Raw genomic sequence first — 17,628 nt, forward strand, 5'->3', positions numbered from 1 at the left:
TCTTTTTTTATTATATAAATATAAAAAATAGGAGGGAATTATGCAAATGAAAAGTACTAAGAGGCATATTTCGATGGTTTCATTAGTTTTTCTAGTATTATTTTCAGTGCTAAATGTGTGGGCTCCAGTTATTCAAGCCGCTGTGATAAAAAATCCAGTGGACGAGATTAATATATCCCGTACTGATGGTACAACGTCTGAACCATATCAAGCCTCAGATGGCATGAAAGTAGAAGTGAAGTGGTCAGCTAAAGAAAAAATAAAAAGTGGAGATCAATTCACAATTGATATGCCAAAAGAATTTAGAAAAGATCTTATGAATATGAGTTTTCCTTTAAAAGATGCTGAAGGAAAAACAGTTGGTACATGTGAGATGAAAAAAGGTCTATTGACGTGTACTATGGGTGATTACGTAGAAGGAAAGAATAACGTTAAAGGTTCTTTATTCGTAGAATTCTACTTTGGGCTAGAAGCATATGATGGTGTCAAAGAAATTCCATTAGAATTTAACGTTGATGGTCAAATCGTTAATAAAGAAGTAAGTGTAAATAATACGACAGAGAGACCGAAGCCACATCCCAATACAGATAATTTATTGAAATGGGGTTCTTATAATCAAGAAGATCCATCCATTGCTGATTGGCTTGTATATGTAAATGCAACTGGAACAGAAATGCAAGATCTTAAATTAACAGACACATTAGGACCTGGACATGAATTAATTACAGATAGCTTAGTATTAGAAGAGGCTGTATTTGAAGATGGCTATGCACCAACAAATATTAAGCCAGCAGATTTATCTAAAATTAAAATCAATGCAACGAAGACTGGATTTACAATTGAATTTCCAGACAGTTCAAAAGGTTATATTTTAAGATATAAAACAAAGATTACTAATCCTGCTGCAAAGCCTCATAAAAATACAGTGAAATTAGAAGGCAAAAATATTAAAACTGAAGAAAAAGTAGGAGAAGTATTCGTAAGTGGTGGGGGAGGAACCGGTTCAGGCGACGATAATCCACCTAGTATTGAAAAAAATATAGTTGATGAGAATGGTAAGCTTGTAGAGAATCAGCAGTTAGCGCAAATGGATCAACCTATTCAATACCAAGTTGGTACACATATACCGAAAAATCCGTCTAATTATACGTCAATGGTAATTAGTGATGATTTAGAGGATGTTTTAGAAGTATTAGAGGCAAAAGTATATGATCAAAATGGCCAAGATATTACTTCTAAAGGAACACTAAAGATAGATAAACAAAAAAGTGAAGTAACATTTACGTTCGGTGAGAGTTTTGACTATAAGTCATATGAAGACCAGGTAATTAACCTTAGTATTAAGGCGAAAATTAAAGCTAATGCAGACTTATCTTCTTACGTAGATAAGAAGATTCCTAATAAGGCAGAATTACATTTTGATGATAAAACATTAACATCGAAAGAAGTAACTGTTACACCGCCTGAAGCTCCAAAAGAAGGTACAGTATCGATTCATAAAATAGATGCTGAGAATCCGAACAAAGGGTTAAAAGGTGCCGAATTTGAAGTTCGAAATAGTGCAAATGAAGTTGTTGCAAAACTGATAACGGACGAAAATGGCTTTTCAGTACCTCAAACTTTAGCTCCTGGGACGTATAAAATTTATGAAACAGTAGCACCAGAAGGATATCAAAAATTAAAAGAACCAGTAGAGGTTACACTTCAAGCTGGAGAAACAAAAACAATTGAAATTAAAAATACTATACAAAAGGGTCAAATTGAATTAAAGAAAATTGATTCGGAAAATGGTGAAAAGCCATTAGCAAATGCAGAGTTTGATATAGTAAAAGATGGTGTAGTAGTTGAGCATATTATTACAGATAAAGATGGTAAGGCAATTTCTAAACCGTTAGCGCCAGGAAAATATATTTTAAAAGAAACGAAAGCGCCTGAAGGATACCAATTAAAAGAAACAGAATTCGAAGTAAATGTAACAGGGGACGGCATATTCCCAATAACAGTAGAAAATGCAATGACAGATAAAGGTAATGTAGAAATTACAAAGGTGGACAAAGAAAACGGTTCAGCATTAGCGGATGTCGAATTTGAAGTCCAAAATGAGAAAGGTGAAGTAGTAAGAAAAGTAACGACGGATAAAGAAGGAAAGGCAACCGTTTCAGATCTTTCAGTAGGAAAGTACAAATTAGTAGAGACGAAAAGCTTACCAGGTTACAAGAAACTAACAGAGCCAGTATCGTTTGAAATTACAAAAGGTATGACGAAAGTCCTATCATTAAAAGTAGAGAATGAACAGTTAGAAAACGGTTCAGTAGAAATTACAAAAGTAGATAAAGACAGCCAGAAAGCATTAAAAGGCGTAGTTTTCGAAGTACGAGATGAAAAAGATAAAGTAGTCAAAGAGGTAACAACAGATAAAGAAGGAAAAGCAACCGTTTCAGATCTTTCAGTAGGAAAGTACAAATTAGTAGAGACGAAAAGCTTACTAGGTTATAAAAAACTAACAGAGCCAGTGTCATTTGAAATTACAAAAGGTATGACGAAAGTCCTATCATTAAAAGTAGAGAATGAACAGTTAGATAAAGGTTCAGTAGAAATCACAAAAGTAGATAAAGACAGCCAGAAAGCATTAAAAGGCGTAGTCTTCGAAGTACGAGATGAAAAAGATAAAGTAGTAAAAGAAGTAACAACAGATAAAGATGGAAAAGCAACAATTGATGATTTATCAGTAGGAAAGTATAAATTAGTAGAAAAAGAAAGTTTACCAGGTTATAAGAAATTAATAGAGCCGGTATCGTTTGAAATTACAAAAGGCATGACCGAAGTCTTATCATTAAAAATAGAAAATGAAATGGTAGATACGGGAAATATAGAGATAACAAAGATAGATAAAGATAATAAAGCACCGTTAGCGGGAGTAACATTCATCGTACAAGATGAAAAGGGTAATGAAGTTACAAAAGTAACGACAGATAAAGAAGGAAAAGCAAGTGTTTCAGATTTACCTGTAGGAAAGTATGAATTAGTAGAGGTAGAAAGTTTACCTGGTTATAAAAAGTTAGAAAAACCAGTATCATTTGAAATTAAAAAAGGCATGACCGAAGTTCTATCATTAAAAGTAGAAAATGAAATGGTAGATACGGGGAATGTAGAAATCACAAAAATAGATAAAGACAGTAAAGCACCATTAGAAAATGTTGTATTTGAAGTACGTGATTCAAAAGGAAAAGTAGTTGCGAAAGTAACAACGGATAAAGAAGGAAAAGCAAACGTTTCAGATTTATCTATTGGGAAGTATGAGTTGGTGGAGGTAGAAACACCAGCAGGATACAAACCACTTGAAAAACCAATTTTATTCGAAATTGAAAAGGGTAGAGTAACAGCGTTAAAGCTAACAGTCGAAAATGAATTAGTGGATACAGGAAATGTAGAAATTACAAAAGTAGACAAAGAAAATAAAGATGCTTTAGCTGATGCAGTATTTGAGATTCAAGATGAAGCAGGACAAGTAGTCGCTAAAATAACGACAGATAAAAAAGGACAAGTACAAGTTACTAATTTATCAGTTGGAACATACAAGTTAGTAGAAGTAAAAGCACCAAAAGGATATAAGCAATTAGTAGATCCGATTGTTTTCCAAATTGAAAAAGGCATGACAAAATCTCTTGCTTTAACAGTCGAAAATGAAATGTTAGACAAGGGTAATGTAGAAGTTACAAAAGTAGATAAAGATAGTCAAAAAGCATTAGAAGGCGTAGTTTTCGAAGTACAAGATGAAAACGGCAAAGTAGTAACGGAAGTAAAAACAGATAAAAATGGTAAAGCAAAAATCTCAGACTTATCTGTAGGAAAGTACAAATTAGTAGAAAAAGAAAGCTTACCAGGCTACAAACAATTAACAGAGCCAGTATCATTCGAAATCAAAAAAGGTATGACGAAAGTTTTATCATTGAAAGTAGAGAACGAACTGTTAGATAAAGGTTCAGCAGAAATTACAAAAGTGGACAAAGAAAGTGGCGCGTTATTAGAAGGCGTAACATTTGAAGTGCAAGATGAAAAAGGCAAAGTAGTAACAAAAGTAACGACAGATAAAGAAGGAAAAGCAAAAATTGCTGATTTATCAGTAGGAAAATATAAGCTAGTAGAGGTAGAAAGCTTACCAGGATATAAAAAACTAGCGAAGCCAGTATCATTTGAAATCAAAAAAGGTATGACAGAAGTTTTATCACTAAAAGTAGAGAATGAACTAGTAGATAAAGGTTCAGTAGAAATTACAAAAGTAGATAAAGATAGTCAGAAAGCATTAGAAGGCGTAGTTTTCGAAGTACAAGATGAAAATGGCAAAGTAGTAACGGAAGTAAAAACAGATAAAAATGGTAAAGCAAAAATCTCAGACTTATCTGTAGGAAAGTACAAATTAGTAGAGAAAGAAAGCTTACCAGGTTACAAACAATTAACAGAGCCAGTATCATTCGAAATCAAAAAAGGTATGACAGAAGTTTTATCACTAAAGGTAGAGAATGAACAGTTAGATAAAGGTTCAGTAGAAATTAAAAAAATAGATAAAGACAGTCAGAAAGCATTAGAAGGCGTAGTCTTTGAAGTACAAGATGAAAAAGGTAAAGTAGTAACGAAAGTAACAACAGATAAAGAAGGAAAAGCAAACATTTCAGATCTATCTGTGGGAAGTTACAAATTAGTAGAGGTAGAAAGTTTACCAGGTTATAAAAAGCTAGAAAAACCAGTATCATTTGAAATTACAAAAGGTATGACGAAAGTCTTATCATTGAAAGTAGAGAACGAACTGTTAGATAAAGGTTCAGCAGAAATTACAAAAGTGGACAAAGAAAGTGGCGCGTTATTAGAAGGCGTAACATTTGAAGTGCAAGATGAAAAAGGCAAAGTAGTAACAAAAGTAACGACAGATAAAGAAGGAAAAGCAAAAATTGCTGATTTATCAGTAGGAAAATATAAGCTAGTAGAGGTAGAAAGCTTACCAGGATATAAAAAACTAGCGAAGCCAGTATCATTTGAAATCAAAAAAGGTATGACAGAAGTTTTATCACTAAAAGTAGAGAATGAACTAGTAGATAAAGGTTCAGTAGAAATTACAAAAGTAGATAAAGATAGTCAAAAAGTATTAGAAGGCGTAGTCTTTGAAATCCAAGATGAAGCAGGCAAAGTAGTAACAAAAGTAACAACAGATAAAGAAGGAAAAGCGAAAATTTCAGATCTATCTGTAGGGAATTACAAACTAGTAGAAGCAGAAAATTTACCAGGCTACAAAAAGCTAACAGAGCCAGTATCGTTTGAAATTAAAAAAGGAATGACAGAAGTTTTATCACTAAAAGTAGAGAATGAACTAGTAGATAAAGGTTCAGTAGAAATTACAAAAGTAGATAAAGACAGTCAGAAAGCATTAGAAGGCGTAGTTTTCGAAGTACAAGATGAAAAAGGCAAAGTAGTAACGGAAGTAAAAACAGATAAAAATGGTAAAGCAAAAATCTCAGACTTATCTGTAGGAAAGTACAAATTAGTAGAGAAAGAAAGCTTATCAGGTTACAAACAATTAACAGAGCCAGTATCGTTTGAAATTAAAAAAGGAATGACAGAAGTTCTATCATTAAAAATAGAAAATGAAATGGTAGATACGGGAAATGTAGAAATTACAAAAATAGATAAAGATAATAAGGCACCGTTAGCAGGTGTAGTCTTTGAAGTTCAAGACGACAAAGGCAAAGTAGTAACGAAAGTAACGACAGATAAAGCTGGAAAAGCAACAGTTGCAGATTTATCAGTAGGAAAGTACAAGCTAGTAGAAGTAGAGAGTTTACCAGGCTACAAAAAATTAGAAAAGCCTGTACCATTTGAAATTAAAAAAGGTATGACAAAATCTTTAGCGTTCACTGTAGAAAATGAAATGGTAGATACGGGGAATGTAGAAATCACAAAAATAGATAAAGACAGTAAAGCACCATTAGAAAATGTTGTATTTGAAGTACGTGACTCAAAAGGAAAAGTAGTTGCGAAAGTAACAACGGATAAAGAAGGAAAAGCAAACGTTTCAGATTTATCTATTGGAAAGTATGAGTTAGTAGAAGTAGAAACACCAGCAGGATACAAACCACTAGAAAAGCCAATTTCATTCGAAATTGAAAAAGGTAGAGTTACAGCATTACAATTGACTGTAGAAAATGAATTAGTGGATGTAGGAAATGTAGAAATTACAAAAGTAGACAAAGAAACGAAAGATGCTTTAGCTGATGCAGTATTTGAGATTCAAGATGCAGCAGGACAAGTAGTCGCTAAAATAAAGACAGATAAAAAAGGACACGCACAAGTTACTAATTTATCAGTTGGCACATACAAGCTAGTAGAAGTAAAAGCACCAAAAGGATATAAGCAATTGGTAGATCCGATTACTTTCCAAATTGAAAAAGGTATGACGAAATCTCTTGCTTTAACAGTAGAAAATGAAATGTTAGACAAGGGAAATGTAGAAGTAACAAAAGTAGATAAAGATAGTCAAAAAGCATTAGCAGGTGTAGTCTTCGAAGTACAAGACGAACAAGGCAAAGTAGTAACAAAAGTAACAACAGATAAAGAAGGAAAAGCGAAGGTTTTAGATCTATCAGTAGGAAAATACAAATTAGTAGAAACGGAGAGTTTACCAGGTTACAAAAAACTAACAGAACCAGTATCATTCGAAATCAAAAAAGGTATGACAGAAGTTTTATTACTAAAAGTAGAGAATGAACAGTTAGACAAAGGTTCAGTAGAAATTACAAAAATGGCTGCTGAAAGTAAGCATGTATTATCAGGGGCAGTGTTTGAAGTTCATGACGAACAAGGCAAAGTAGTAACGAAAGTAACAACAGATAAAGAAGGAAAAGCGAAAGTCTCAGACTTATCTGTAGGTCACTACACACTTGTAGAAGTAGAAGCACCAAAGGGTTATGAAAAATTAACTAATCCAATTCCATTTGAAATTACAAAAGGAATGATAAGTCCAGTTCAATTAGAAGTATTAAACAAATTGACTTCTTTAGCACCACCAGGCCCAGAGAAACCAGAAACGACGGATCCAGAAAAACCAGAAACGACGGATCCAGAAAAACCAGAAACGACGGATCCAGAAAAACCAGAAACAATGGATCCAGAGAAACCAGAAACAACGAATCCAGAAAAACCAGAAACAACGGATCCAGAGAAACCGGGAACAACGAATCCAGAAAAACCAGAAACGACGGATCCAGAAAAACCTGAAAAAGAATTACCGAAGACAGGACAGAAAATGCCTGTGGAACCATATATGGGAGCACTTCTTATCATGATGAGTTTTGGATTGCTCGTATTAGGTAGAAAACAGCAGAGATAATAAAAATGAAAAGGTATCCTCAAAGTATTGGAGGATACCTTTTTTATTTGGCATAAAAAACATTTAGCAAAAGAACACGATGCAAATAGAAACAAAAAGGAAGAAAAAATTCGTCCTTTTTTCTTAATATTGTTATATCAAAAAAACTATATATATTTAATGTGAAAATAAAAGGTTAAAGGCCTTCGTAATGTTTGTTTGAGTACTTTAAGAAAGAGGGCTTTTTCCTAAAGTATTCAAAGGATGATAGTCCAATAGCAGGTGGGAGATGAAACTCGTTTTAGCACTGTATTAACACCTTGAAATATAGATAAGGGAAAATAATGTAAAAAAAACTATTGTATATTTAAAAACCTTATGTTACATTTGTGTTACAGAAAAGTTACAAACGGTAACTTATGTTACGGTTTGTTTTCTTTTGTTTTTCTTTATGTTACGAAAATATGTAAAGCTAAAAAAATAGCAACCTAAAAATAGTTTTTCTATGTGTATAAGAGTGTGTGTAGTAAAGAGCCTGGTGAGAGCTTTACGCACATTATTAAAATTCCTTTCTGTCTTTAAAAGAAGAAGAAAACCAACTACCAACTATTTGGGAGTTTTAAGTAATGATAGTAAATGAAATGTACTTCCTTTCCCACACACAAAGTACATCTTTATTTTCAGTCTAATTACTACACAGACTTTTATACATATGCTGTTATCGTTTTAGGGATATATAGGAGGAGAAAAAATGAAAAAGTTATTAATGGTAATTGGACTTACGTTTTTAATGTTAGCTGGGTGTAGTAATGGAAATTTTGACAAAGCAATGGATGAAGGGAAGACCGCGTTAACGAATAAAGAATATAAAAATGCATTATCATCATTTGAAAAAGCGCTAGATGAGAAAAAAGACGATTCAGATGCAAAGATGCTTGTAGAACAAACGAAAGTAATGATTGAAGCAGTGAAGTTAAAAGAAGAAACAAAGATAGAAGAATCAATCAAGTCATTTGAAAAAGTAGAGAACATGAAGAATGGAAATGCTACGCTTGTAAAACAGGCAAAGGAAGAACGCACAGCATTACTAGCCATCTTAGAGCAAAACAAGAAGTATAGTGAGCAACTGACGAAAAGTGAAGAGTTAATAAGTAAGAAAAATTATGCAGAAGCGAAAGAGATCTTAAATAAGCTAGTTGCAGAAACAAAAGATAACAAAAACCTTGAAGAATATAATAAAAAAGCGGTAGGGTTAGTTACTAAAATGAATGAAGAAGAAAAAACTGCACAGAATGAAGCTGCGAAGGCACAAAAAACAAATGTAGTAACGAATCAAAAGGTAGCAACAGAAAAGACTCAAAAAACTGAGGTAGAAAAAAATCAAAAGGCAGTAACAGAAAAGAACGGCAAAACTGAGGCAGAAAAGAATCAAAAAGTAGAGACAGGAAAGACTCAAGATGCATTTACTTTTGAGAAAGCGAAAGCATATATTAAAAATGAATATAAAGAAGACTATGATTACACGCTAGAAAATACGCAAGTAGAGAATGGAAAGAAATATTATCAAATAAGAGTGCGTACGACATATAAAATAGAAGGTGCAGGTGGACCAGGATTTACTGGTGTATTTAAAGTATTCGAAGATGGTACAATCGTTGAAATGCACTAAATTGATGGAAAAGGTATCCTCAAAGTATATGAGGGTACCTTTTTTAGCATAAAAAAAGCATCTAGCAAAAGTACTAGATGCAAATAAAAACACAAGGGAAGACAAAATTCTTCCCGTTTCCCGTATGTAATTATATCAAAAAATATATAAAAAACTAGCTTTATTTTTTATATAATTGATGTGTAAAGCTATGAAAGTATAAGATTACACTGTTTTCATAGTGTTTTATTGAAAAAAAGGAGAAAGAAATAGTAAACAAAAACATAGACAAAAGTAGGCATATATAGTGAAAAGTAATTATGAAACAATATAAACCAAAAGGATTTTCAGAAATGCTTAATGTCTCTGTTAAGACATTGCAAAGGTGGGACAATCAAGGTGTTTTACCTGCTTAGCGAAACCAAAAAGGAAGAAGATACTATACAGAAGAACAGTATAAGGAATATATGAGTATTCAAGAAGAAAATAAAGTAGGCGAAGTAGTTATTCAAATCCAGGTCAGAAAGATGATTTAGAAAATCAGGTTGAGTTTCGCAAATGCACGAGGGATAATTGTAGATAAAGTTATCAAAGGTATTGGTAGCGGATTAAACTACAAAAGAAAACAGTGGAATAAACCTGATAGTTGTATGGAAAGAAATATTTCGACGATCATCATTGCACACAAAGATAGATTTGTACGTTTTGGATATGATTGGTTTGAAGAGTTTCTTCGTAAAATGGGAGTGGAAATTATGATTGTTAACAATGAAAAACTATCTCCTCAAGAAGAACTTGTTCAGGATTTAATATCTATCATTCATGTATTTAGCTGTAGAATATGTGGGTTGAGAAAATACAAAAAGAAAATGTCGGAGGATGGAGACTTATGAAAAGAGCATATTTAATAGAAATCAAACCGACAACTGAACAAGTTAGTAAAATCCGTCAAACTATTGGGGTGTGTCGATATGTATATAACCTGTATATTTCTAAAAATAAAGAGGCATATGAGTCGGAGGGGAAATTTCTTAGTGGCTATGACTTTTCCAAATGGCTAAACAACATTCATACAAAAGAGTGTGATCAGTGGATTAAAGAAGTGTCGAGCAAAGCGGTAAAACAAGCGATTATGAATGGAGATAAAGCTTTTAAGCGATTTTTTAAAGGTTTATCTCAGTTTCCACGATATAAAAAAAAGAGGAAGCAAGATGTGAAGTGCTACTTTCCGAAAAACAACAAAACAGATTGGACAGTAGAAAGACATAGAGTAAAAATCCCCACAATTGGTTGGACAAGGTTAAAAGAATATGGGTATATCCCTAAAAATGCAACTGTAAAGAGTGGCACAGTATATCAAAGAGCAGGAAGATATTTTGTATCTGTACTTTGCGAATTGGAAGAAATGGCAACAAAGTTAGTACTCAATAAAATAGGTCTAGGGATTGATTTAGGAGTGAAGGATTTTGCTACACGTAGCGATGGTATCGTTCATGAAAACATCAACAAAACAATAAAAGTAAAAAAGATAGAAAAACGGTTAAAACGTGAACAACGCTCTTTAGCACGTAAATTTGAAAATCTAAAAAAGAGAGGTGAAAAATCTGTTACTAATAAAAGAGTGAATATAGATAAAAATGTTCTTAGAGTGCAAAAGTTGCATGCTCGATTAGCGAATATTCGAATAGAGTATGTAAAGTCTATTGTAACGAATGTGGTGAAAACCAAGCCAACGTTTATTACAGTGGAAGATTTGAATGTGAAAGGTATGATGAAGAATAAACATTTATCTAAAACAATTGCCAAGCAGTCTTTTTTTTGCTTTTAAAACGTGGCTTTTGACGAAATGTGAGGAATATGGAATTGAATTACGTCAAGTAGACCGGTTTTATCCATCGTCAAAGCTATGCTCATGTTGCAGTCAAAAGAAAGCGGATTTAAAACTATCTGACCGAGTATATACATGTGAATGTGGCAATGTAATGGATAGAGATTTGAACGCAGCGATCAACCTTTTACAAGCAAAAAAATATACAATACTAACGTAAATAGATTGTATATATGTACGGTGGGCTACATCGGAATTTACGCCTGTGGAGTGTCATAGCAAACTGTAGTAGCAAGTGATTAGCGAGGCAGGGCACGTAGAAGCAGGAATACTCTAAGAATATACATTTGTCTATATTTTTAGTAGCAGCTGCGTATATGATTAATTTTAAACCAGAAAATTTAAACCAACTATTCAAGGTGATGTTAATTAGTGCGAATAAGTCTTATGATGCGATTAAAGATTATGAATTTACAGGGGAAGCGGTAGTATTCCGTGTGGATTTCGAATATATTGACGCTTCTCTAATGATTGTAGATATGTTAGGAAGATCTGCTTCTAAATTTAACATTTTGCCATATGCCTGTCCGAATACAAATGAAATAGATTACATTCAGTTTCAAGTGTATTCGATTAATGAAGGGAATTTTAAGGAAATGATTGATACGATGTAGAAAACTATAATTTTACAAATATGTATATACCAACTAATATATAATTAATACATTCATATAATTGGAGTGATGAGATGCAGCCGTTAGAAAGGGAGATTCATTCTAATATGCTGAAAGTGTGGCGAATCCACGCTTTAATTGGGGCGGCAGTTATACTAGCAGTCGTAATTGCGTATTTCTTTTTTATGATCAATTTTAACTGGTGGGGCTGGTTGTTTGGCTTATTGGTAACAGGCGCTATTACATTTATCCCGCTTGATTATTTCGTGTTTCCAAATTTACGTCAACGTTATTATAGTTACAGATTAAATGAAGAAGAGATTGAGATACAAAAGGGAATGTTCGTTGTAAAACGCGTACTTATTCCGATGATTCGTGTGCAGCACGTAACGATTGAACAAGGCCCGATTATGAGAAAGTATAATTTAGCAGAATTACATATTTCCACAGCAGCAACTTCTCATAGTATTCCAGGTTTAACGAAGGAAGAAGCAGAGCAGCTGAAAAGACAAATTGGAGAACTTGCGAAAGTGAGTGATGAGGATGTATAAGAGGCAACATCCGATCACGATATTGTTAGGTATTAGGGTTGCGAGTTTGTTGCCACTTATTATTCTTGTTTTATTTAAACCTGATGAACAAGTGGAACCTTGGTATTTATTTTATCTTTTCCTTTTGGTTGTTTTATTCATCATGGCTATTTTTTCTGCAATTAAATGGTATTTTAAAGTGTACTGGATTGAGAATAATATTTTACATATAAAGCACGGTGTTTTTGTAAAGAAGGAAAGCTATTTAAATAAAGAGCGTGTACAAAATGTTAGTACGTCTTCTAACATCATTTATCAAATGCTCGGACTTATGAAGTTAAATATAGAAGTAGCGGGTGGTGGTAATGAACCAGAAGTGGTGTTGGCTGGTATTAAAGAAGACGAGGCAAAACATTTAATCTCTTTATTACATAAGAAAGAAACTACTGTAAAAGAAGAAATAGAAGAGGAAGAAAGCAAGACGGTTTATCAGTTAACAGCGAAAGAGGTTTTAGCCGCAGCGATTACATCTGGTCGGTTCGGACTAGTGTTCTCTGGACTAGTACTTCTTTACACAAAGTTTGATTTTGTTCTTCCTGAAGGATTCACAAGTAAAGTAGAAGCGTATGTGATGGGAAACGGTGTTTATAAACTAATTGTAATTGCATTAATTTTAATGGTAATTTCATGGATTATTTCCACGGCTGGATATGTGTTGAAATATGCAAACTTTAAAATTGAGCGAAAAGGGGAAGAGATTCGTATCGTTCAAGGATTATTTGAAAAGAAAGAGTTTGTCTTAAAATTGCACCGCATTCAAGCAATTACTGTAAAAGAAGGTATGCTTCGCCAGCCGTTTGGCTATTGTGCTGTTGAAGTGGAAGCAATTCAAAGTATTGGAGCAGCAAGTAACGAAGTAATGTTGCATCCATTTATGAAGAAAAAAGATGTACAGCCCCTTCTCACATATTTAGAGTTACCTTATGAAATCGAAGCGGAGATCGTTCACTTACCAAAAACAGCGTTGCGTCGTTATTTCATTATGGGCTGGTTAATAAGTATCATACTCACAGTTCTAATTGCCAGCGTGAGTATATATTTTAAACAATATATTGCGTTGTTTGTTATTTTACCGTTATTTATCGTGTTTTCGTTACTTGCGTATGCTAGATATAAAAGTGGTGGTTATGAATTAAGAGAAAATCAACTAACGGTTGTATATCGTAATTTTTCGAAATATACAGGAATAATGCGAAGAAGACATGTTCAAGCAGTAGGTTATGATCAATCGTATTTTCAAAGAAAAGATGAATTATGTACAACTCTTGTAGCGGTAGCCGGGCGCGGTTATGAAGTAAAGCATATGAGAAAAAAAGATTCGCTTCGTATATATAATTGGTATAAAGAAAAAGGAAACACCGGTGCGTAACGGTGTTTCCTTTTTTATGTCGTGATTTGTCGATAAGTCGATATATTTCAAAAATCGCTGATATATCTGAAAAATCACTGATATATTTCGAGTTGCGCCGATATATTCGAAAAATCGCTAATATAATTTCATGTACCGCAGCCTTGGAGAAACCACAGTACAAAAATCCTTAAACTAACACATCAAAAGTAGTCACAAATGACGGACGAGAGAAAATACTTTTCTGCTGCTCTGCATGTGGATGCACCTGAGCCTGAGCTTGTCCTTCCGCTTGTGCAGGGCGTTTTTTATGAGCATTTTCGAATGAACGTGATTCTGTCCAATCTTTAAAGTTTTGCTCCGTTTCCCACATCGTTAAGATGACATATGTATCGTTACTTAATGGGCGTAGAACGCGGATTGCTTGGAAACCGGGTTCGTTTTCAATAAGGCCTGCGCGGTTTTTAAAACGGTTTTCAAATACTGGGCGACCTTCGTCTGTTACAGAAATGTTGTTACAAACGATATAGCCAGGTTGTCCTTTAAATTCTCCAACAGCGTCTAGTACGTCATATTGAAGCGCTGATTCTACTGATTCTTCTGTATTTTCTTTATAAAACATATTTTTTTCATTATTTTTTGCAGTGAAATGTGCTTGTTCTAGAGGTGTTTCGTATGAAATAATAGCCTTCATTTTAATGCCCCCTTAATGGTTTGTTTCTATTATATCAACTCTCTTAAAAAACTTCGAAGATTATATACATAAAGATACTTCTTTTTCAAATAATAAATGTACCATCATTTGGAAAGAAGGCCGATGTATGAAGAAAGTAAAGTGGACTTTATTAGGTGGATTCGCAACGCTAGTATTAGCGATTGTACTTTATAAACTTATTGTGTTAGCTGGTGGCTATATGATGGATGAAAAGCAGCTCGTTTTCCACTCTTCATCACGTATCGTTGACCAGAAAGGGAAAGAGATTACGAAATTATATGTAGAAAATAGAGATCTCGTACCAGTCGAGCAAATTCCAAAGCATGTCCAGCAGGCGTTTATTGCGGTGGAAGATTCTCGTTTTTATGAGCATCAAGGAATTGATTATCCGTCTATATTCCGTGCTCTTTATAAAGATACATTAGCTGGAGAGAAGGTCGAAGGCGGTAGTACGATTACGCAGCAACTCGCTAAAAACGTTTTTTTAACTCGTGAAAAAACAGTTACGCGTAAATTGAAGGAAGTCGCAATTTCCCTTCAATTAGAGCAAAAATATACGAAGCAACAAATTCTTGAAATGTATATGAATCATATTTATTTTGGGCATGGGGCTTACGGTATTCAAGCAGCAGCAAAATTGTATTTTAATAAAAATGTAGAAGATTTAACAGTAGAAGAAGGAGCGATGCTTGCAGGTCTTCCGAAGTCACCAAATGGATATTCACCTTATTTCTCTCCAGAGAAGAGTAAGGAGCGCCGTGATCTCGTATTGTCACTTATGCATAAACAAGGCTATTTGACTGCCGAAGATAGCGTACGTTATCAAGGAAAGACCATTGCTCTTTATAAAAACTTAGATGAGAATGAACTCGCATATATGCCGTATATTGATATGGTTATAGATGAAGCAGCTCGTTTATACGGATTGTCTCATCAAGAAGTACTGCGCGGAGGATATACGTTTGTCGTACCGATGGATGAAAAGATTCAAAAGGTAGCGTATAACCAGTTTCAAGATGCAAGGAATTTCCCTGGGAAAGAAGAGGGGACGCAAGGTGCTTTTTTATTAATGGATAATCGTACGGGCGGAATTAAAGCGGCGATTGGCGGAAGAAAGTACGTCCCGAGAGGCTTTAATCGTATTTTCGCAAAAAGACAGCCAGGTTCTGTGCTAAAACCACTTATCGTCTATGCACCAGCACTCGAAACGAAAAAGTATAATCCGTATTCTTTATTGACGAATGAAAGAAATTCATTTGAAGGCTATGAACCTCGAAATTATAACCATTCATATTCGAAAGAAATGACGATGTACGATGCGATTTTAGAGTCAGCAAATGTGCCGGCAGTTTCTTTATTAAATGAGTTAGGGGTAGAAGAAGGAAAGCAATATTTAGAGAAAGGAAATGTTCATATTGCAGACGCAGGGTTAAGTACAGCGCTTGGCGGATTGAAAAATGGTGTTTCACCATTTGATCTTGTAAAAATGTATCGTGCGTTTTTAGCAAATGGTGCTATTATTGAGCCGCACGTTATTGATAAAGTGTTAAATAGACACGGTGCAGTTATTGGAGAATCGCCAAAAGTAGAAACGAAAATATTCTCGAAACAAACGGCGTGGTATATGACGAAAATGTTAGAAGGAGTTGTAAAGGAAGGGACAGCGAAAGCCGGTGTATATAGCGGGGCGTTAGCTGGGAAAACAGGTACAACTTCCTTGCCAAATGACGAAAATGGAGCTAGAGATATGTGGTTCGTCGGCTATACACCAAATTTAGTAGGTGCTGTTTGGATTGGTTATGACCGTACGGATAAAGAGCATCAGTTGCAAGGAGAAAGTGCGTCAGCAACGAAATTGTTTAAGAAAATTTTAACGAAGGCAAATGTAGAACAGAAAGAGCAGTTTATGAAACCAGAAGGTGTGGAAACAATCGGTGCTCCGATTCGTTTGCGCAAGATTGAAGATGTGAAAATGAAATTAGCGTTTAGCCCTTTCGGTTTATTTAAAGCAAAATTAAGCTGGACACCACTTCCAGATGAAAGAATTATGTATCGTATTTATAGAGTGGAAAACGGAGTTCATACGCATGTAGGCACTGTAAATGGTGCCGGAGAATATGAGGAAAAGTTCGTTAACATCTTTTCAAAACCGAGTTTTTACGTTGTACCATATAACACACAAACGAAACGTGAAGGAGAAAAGTCAAAAGTAGCTAAACCATAGTTTTTCTCTGTGCTATAATAAGAATGTTGTGAAAATAGTAAGCGGTTTTACGAATGTTTGTGTCAATTTCATGAACAACGTACATAATGTTATGCATTTTGTTTTTACAAGCTGTATAGTAAAAAAAGATAAATATCGGAATAGAACGTATTTAGAGCAAAAGCATTGGCAAGGAAGGGAGCAAGGGTCTTGGTAAGAACTATAAATGAGACATTTTTAAAAGCATGTAGGGGGGAACGTACTGATTATGTACCAGCATGGTATATGCGTCAAGCAGGTCGTTCGCAGCCGGAATATAGAAAGATAAAAGAAAAGTATTCTTTATTTGAAATTACACACAATCCAGAGTTATGTGCTTACGTTACAAAGTTACCAGTGGATCAATATAACGTAGACGCAGCAATTCTGTATAAAGATATTATGTCACCACTACCTGCAATTGGTGTGGATGTAGAAATTAAATCAGGTATTGGCCCAGTTATTGATAATCCAATTCGTTCTTTACAAGACGTAGAAAAACTAGGGGAAATCAATCCAGAAGATGACGTACCGTACATATTAGATACGATTCGTTTATTAACGACAGAAATGTTAGACGTACCGTTAATCGGTTTTTCAGGAGCTCCATTTACATTAGCGAGCTATATGATTGAAGGCGGTCCATCTCGTAATTATCATAATACGAAAGCGTTCATGTATGCAGAGCCGAAAGCTTGGTTCGCTTTAATGGATAAGCTAGCAGATATGGTTATTACATATTTAAAAGCGCAAATTAACGCAGGAGCAAAAGCGGTTCAAATTTTCGATTCTTGGGTTGGAACAGTAAATGTAGCAGATTACCGCATATTTATTAAACCAGCAATGGAGCGTATTTTTGCAGAAGTTCGTACGATGGGTGTACCGATGATTATGCACGGCGTAGGAGCTGCGCATTTAGTAAATGAATGGCACGACTTACCGCTTGATGTAGTAGGTTTAGATTGGCGCTTACCGATCGAAGAAGCACGTGCACGCGGCGTTCATAAGGCGGTACAAGGTAATATGGACCCTTCATTCTTACTTGCACCATGGTCTGTTATTGAAGAACATGTAAAAGGTATTTTAGATAAAGGGATGAAACAGCCTGGTTATATCTTTAACTTAGGACACGGTGTATTCCCAGAAGTAAATCCAGATACATTAAAACGTTTAACTACATTTATTCATGAATACTCTAAAGGGCAGTTAGCGAAGTAAAGGAGCAT

At 34.4% G+C, this 17,628-nt stretch carries 8 protein-coding genes and 2 pseudogenes; 9 read left to right on the plus strand and 1 reads right to left on the minus strand.

Features of this window, described 5'->3' with window-relative positions:
- Positions 1–40 precede the first annotated feature (40 nt).
- From ABH961_RS00770 to ABH961_RS00805, 7 genes and pseudogenes are all read left to right on the plus strand, one after another.
- Entirely contained in the window at positions 41–7,378 is a 7,338-nt protein-coding gene (locus tag ABH961_RS00770; RefSeq protein ID WP_483862359.1) for a SpaA isopeptide-forming pilin-related protein, read from the plus strand.
- A 730-nt stretch (positions 7,379–8,108) separates the two neighbouring features.
- A complete protein-coding gene (locus ABH961_RS00780; protein WP_098080582.1) occupies positions 8,109–9,026 on the plus strand; it encodes a hypothetical protein in 918 nt (305 codons plus the stop codon).
- A gap of 299 nt (positions 9,027–9,325) precedes the next feature.
- A pseudogene (locus ABH961_RS00785) lies at positions 9,326–9,898 on the plus strand (IS607 family transposase).
- Positions 9,895–11,053: pseudogene (locus ABH961_RS00790) on the plus strand (RNA-guided endonuclease InsQ/TnpB family protein). The pseudogenes ABH961_RS00785 and ABH961_RS00790 overlap by 4 nt, the downstream one beginning before the upstream one ends.
- A 157-nt stretch (positions 11,054–11,210) precedes the next feature.
- Entirely contained in the window at positions 11,211–11,507 is a 297-nt protein-coding gene (locus ABH961_RS00795; RefSeq protein WP_098068694.1) for a protoporphyrinogen oxidase, read from the plus strand.
- A gap of 74 nt (positions 11,508–11,581) precedes the next feature.
- A complete protein-coding gene (locus tag ABH961_RS00800) occupies positions 11,582–12,058 on the plus strand; it encodes a PH domain-containing protein (protein WP_001182711.1) in 477 nt (158 codons plus the stop codon).
- Positions 12,051–13,466, plus strand: coding sequence for a PH domain-containing protein (locus ABH961_RS00805; RefSeq protein WP_098068663.1), 1,416 nt, complete (start codon positions 12,051–12,053; stop codon positions 13,464–13,466). The genes ABH961_RS00800 and ABH961_RS00805 overlap by 8 nt, the downstream gene beginning before the upstream one ends.
- Positions 13,467–13,635: 169 nt before the next feature.
- Here the strand turns inward: ABH961_RS00805 and hmoB are convergent, their stop codons facing one another.
- Positions 13,636–14,139 carry a heme-degrading monooxygenase HmoB gene (hmoB, locus tag ABH961_RS00810; RefSeq protein WP_048545330.1) on the minus strand — a complete coding sequence of 168 codons (504 nt, stop codon included), beginning with the start codon at positions 14,137–14,139 and terminating at the stop codon, positions 13,636–13,638.
- A gap of 127 nt (positions 14,140–14,266) precedes the next feature.
- Between hmoB and ABH961_RS00815 the strand changes: the two genes are divergently transcribed.
- Positions 14,267–16,384, plus strand: coding sequence for a transglycosylase domain-containing protein (locus ABH961_RS00815; protein WP_098049020.1), 2,118 nt, complete (start codon positions 14,267–14,269; stop codon positions 16,382–16,384).
- A 189-nt stretch (positions 16,385–16,573) separates the two neighbouring features.
- Complete coding sequence (gene hemE, locus ABH961_RS00820) at positions 16,574–17,620, plus strand: uroporphyrinogen decarboxylase (protein ID WP_098077593.1); 1,047 nt, start codon at positions 16,574–16,576, stop codon at positions 17,618–17,620.
- Positions 17,621–17,628 lie beyond the last annotated feature (8 nt).

Source organism: Bacillus sp. RC251 (assembly GCF_044908765.1).
Taxonomy (GTDB): Bacteria; Bacillota; Bacilli; order Bacillales; family Bacillaceae_G; genus Bacillus_A; species Bacillus_A wiedmannii.

Excerpts from the sequence above, each read along its gene's own strand:
- hmoB (WP_048545330.1), bottom strand. The coding sequence starts at position 14,139 with ATGAAGGCTATTATTTCATACGAAACACCTCTAGAACAAGCACATTTC.
- ABH961_RS00795 (WP_098068694.1), top strand. The coding sequence starts at position 11,211 with ATGATTAATTTTAAACCAGAAAATTTAAACCAACTATTCAAGGTGATG.
- ABH961_RS00800 (WP_001182711.1), top strand. The coding sequence starts at position 11,582 with ATGCAGCCGTTAGAAAGGGAGATTCATTCTAATATGCTGAAAGTGTGG.
- ABH961_RS00780 (WP_098080582.1), top strand. The coding sequence starts at position 8,109 with ATGAAAAAGTTATTAATGGTAATTGGACTTACGTTTTTAATGTTAGCT.
- ABH961_RS00815 (WP_098049020.1), top strand. The coding sequence starts at position 14,267 with ATGAAGAAAGTAAAGTGGACTTTATTAGGTGGATTCGCAACGCTAGTA.
- ABH961_RS00805 (WP_098068663.1), top strand. The coding sequence starts at position 12,051 with ATGTATAAGAGGCAACATCCGATCACGATATTGTTAGGTATTAGGGTT.
- ABH961_RS00770 (WP_483862359.1), top strand. The coding sequence starts at position 41 with ATGCAAATGAAAAGTACTAAGAGGCATATTTCGATGGTTTCATTAGTT.